This window comes from Microbacterium sp. 69-10, from assembly GCF_001897945.1.
GTDB lineage: Bacteria > Actinomycetota > Actinomycetes > Actinomycetales > Microbacteriaceae > Microbacterium.
On record NZ_MKRT01000028.1, the window covers coordinates 91,085 to 94,074 of the forward strand.

Below are 2,990 nucleotides of genomic sequence, written 5' to 3' on the forward strand. Positions count from 1 at the left end.
AGGGCTGGTCGGCGCAGGCCGATGTCGAGCGCGGAGGCCGCCCCGGCCCGCATCCGATCGGCTGGACCCGACGCGGCTGAGCGAGGCGACCCGCGCCTGGCCTTCTGCCCGCTCAGCGGTTCCGCGGGCGCTCCGGGTCGAGTCCCATCCGGATGCGGGTGTGCTTGCGCTCGATGATGATCATCGTGAGCCCGAGGATCCACAGCGGCAGCTGGGTCAGGAACGCCCATCGGAAGGCCTCCGGCGAGTAGGTCGCGGGTGTGCCGGCACCCTGCAGATCGAGCATCAGACCGATGAGGAAGATCGCGACGAGTCCGGCGAGGAATCCGCCCGAGTTGGTCACACCGGTGGCGGTGCTGAGCCGGTGCACGGGATTGTGCGTGCGGGCGTGGTCGAAGGCGATCATGGATGCCGGACCACCGGCGCCCAGGCACACGATCAGGATGGTGAGCAGCCACACAGGGGCGGGTGCGGGCCACGCGATGACGAGCAGCCATCCGATGACCTGCACGCTGACGATCGGCACGACCAGCGCGAGTGAGCGGCGCGTGGGGATCCGGCGGGAGAGCTCGCCCAGGATCGGGCTGAGCGCCATCGCGACGATCACGTTCACCGACAGGAGTCCGGCCGCGGCCGCGTTGGAGAGGCCCTCGCCCGCGGTGAGGAACGGCATGCCCCACAGCAGCAGGAAGGCGGTGCCCGCGAACGGCGTGGTGAAGTGCGTCCAGAAGGCGAGCCGCGTGCCGGGGTGGGCCCATGCCGCGCGGATGCCGACACCCGTGTCGATCGAGGAGGTGACGACGCGGATCACGCCGGTCTCGGTGTTGACCGTGACGTCCTGCTCCTGCTCCGGGGGACGGTTGCGCACGAAGGCCCACACCAGCACCGCGAACAGGACTCCCAGTCCGGCGATGCTGCTGAAAGTGATCGTCCAGGACGTGGAGTGCAGCAGGGCGGCAAGGGGGAGCAGCGCGACGAGCTGGCCGCACTGGCCCGCCAGGCCCGTCATCTGTCCCATCAGCGGACCGCGCTGGGCGGGGAACCAGGTGGCGACCAGGCGTATCACCGCGGGGAAGATGGCCGCATCCCCTGCGCCGAGCAGCACCCGGGCGACGATCGCGACGCCGATGCTGGGGGAGACCGCCATCACGAACTGCCCCACGCCCATCAGGAGCATGCCGACGACCATGATCGGACGCGAGCCGTAGCGATCCAGGAGCACCCCGATCGGGATCTGCATTCCGCCGTAGACGGCCAGTTGCACCACCGCGAACAGCGACAGGGTGGCCGCGTCGGCGTGGAACCGCTCCGCGGTGTCCACGCCCACCGCGCTCAGCGAGCTGCGGTTCGTGATGGCGAGGACGTACGCCGCGACGGCGACGCCCCAGATCAGCCAGGCGCGCCAGCCGGGCCCGGAACGGGGGAGGGGAGTGGCGGTCACCCGTACCATGGTAGTCGGCGCCGAGGCTTTAACCGGTTTCCGCTCTCCTCCGTGACAAGAGCAGTCCGGAGGGGCAGACTCGAGGCATGACTGCGGCGCCCTGGGTGCTCCACGTCGACATGGACCAGTTCATCGCGGCGGTCGAGGTGCTGCGGCGCCCCGAGCTCGCCGGGAGGCCTGTGATCGTCGGCGGCAACGGCGATCCCACCGAACGGGCGGTGGTGTCCACGGCATCGTACGAGGCGCGCGCGTTCGGCATCGGTTCGGGGATGCCCCTGAAGATCGCCGCCCGCAAGGCGCCCGAGGACGCGGTCTTCCTGCCTGTGGATCACGCGGCATACGAGGAGGCATCCGCTGGGGTGATGAGCGCGCTCTGCACCCTTCCCGGCGTTGTCGTGGAGATCATCGGGTGGGACGAGTGCTTTCTGGGGGTGACGACGGATGACCCGGAGGCGCTGGCCCGTGACGCGCAGCACGCCGTGCTGGCCGCGACCTCCCTGCACTGCTCGGTCGGCGTCGGCGACAACAAGGTGCGTGCCAAGATCGCGACGGAGTTCGGCAAGCCCCGGGGCGTCTTCCGCCTCACGGCGGAGAACTGTTTCGAGGTGATGGGGGAGAGGACAACCCGCGATCTGTGGGGTGTGGGCTCCCGCGTGCAGAAGCGACTGGCCGACCACGGCATCCGGACGGTGCGCGAACTCGCCGATGCCGACGAAGCCGAGATGATCCGCGAGTTCGGTCCGAAGATGGGCGTCTGGTATCACGGGCTCGGTTCCGGACGAGGTCCGGCGGTCGTGGACGACACCCCGTGGATCGCCCGCAGCCACAGCCGGGAGACGACCTTCCAGCAGAACCTCACGACACGCGCCGAGGTCGAGACCGCGGTCGAGTCCCTCGCAGGGCAGGCCTTCGACGACTGCACAGCGGAGGGGCGACCCGTCATCCGCGTGCACCTGAAGGTGCGATATGCCCCGTTCGAGACGCGCACGATGGGCCGGAAGCTGTCCGAGCCGACGCAGGACCGCGGTGCCTTCATCGCAGCAGCGCGCGAACTGGCCGACGGTCTGGACGCCGGTCGCGAGGTCCGGCTGCTGGGCGTCCGCGCCGAGATGACCATGCCCGAGGGCGGTGACCCGGGGGAGCGGACGCCCGTGCGCGGCCGCATCTGAGCCTGACGGCGTGGAAGCCGGGGCCGCCCGCCCGGTGACGCCGCATCCTGAACCCTCGGTACGGGCTGCACTGTACGGTGGCGGGCGGCCCTAGGCTCTGACCATGACTGCTGTCGTGCGCGTGACGACCGACCTCCAGGACATCGACCTGGACGTGGTGCACCGCTGGCTCTCGGAGGAGGCCTACTGGGCGCTCGGCCGATCGCGCGAGGTCGTGGAGGCGGCGGCGCGCGCCTCCATGAACTTCGGGGCCCTGGATGCCGACGACCGGCTCGTCGGGTACGCCCGCGTCGTCACCGATCAGGTGACGTTCGCCTGGCTCTGCGACGTCTTCGTCGAGCCGGAGGCCCGCGGTCTCGGCGCAGGCAAGGCGCTGGCGG

Annotated in this window: 3 protein-coding genes; 2 read left to right on the forward strand and 1 reads right to left on the reverse strand. The window is 70.5% G+C overall.

The window, feature by feature from the left end; all coding sequences use genetic code 11:
- Window positions 1–112: 112 nt before the first annotated feature.
- Window positions 113–1,450: an MFS transporter gene (locus BGN97_RS14885; RefSeq protein ID WP_292703129.1), complete on the reverse strand. Its 1,338-nt coding sequence runs from the start codon at window positions 1,448–1,450 to the stop codon at window positions 113–115.
- Between the two features lie 77 nt (window positions 1,451–1,527).
- Between BGN97_RS14885 and BGN97_RS14890 the strand changes: the two genes are divergently transcribed.
- Together BGN97_RS14890 and BGN97_RS14895 are read left to right on the forward strand one after the other, a co-directional pair.
- Window positions 1,528–2,610 carry a DNA polymerase IV gene (locus tag BGN97_RS14890; RefSeq protein ID WP_292703132.1) on the forward strand — a complete coding sequence of 361 codons (1,083 nt, stop codon included), beginning with the start codon at window positions 1,528–1,530 and terminating at the stop codon, window positions 2,608–2,610.
- 103 nt (window positions 2,611–2,713) lie between these two features.
- Window positions 2,714–2,990, forward strand: a 277-nt coding sequence (locus tag BGN97_RS14895; protein ID WP_292703135.1) for a GNAT family N-acetyltransferase, incomplete at its 3' end; no start/stop codon positions are given.

Bases quoted from the DNA above. Each gene is read 5' to 3' on its own strand.
- BGN97_RS14885 (WP_292703129.1), bottom strand. From the start codon at position 1,450: ATGGTACGGGTGACCGCCACTCCCCTCCCCCGTTCCGGGCCCGGCTGG.
- BGN97_RS14890 (WP_292703132.1), top strand. From the start codon at position 1,528: ATGACTGCGGCGCCCTGGGTGCTCCACGTCGACATGGACCAGTTCATC.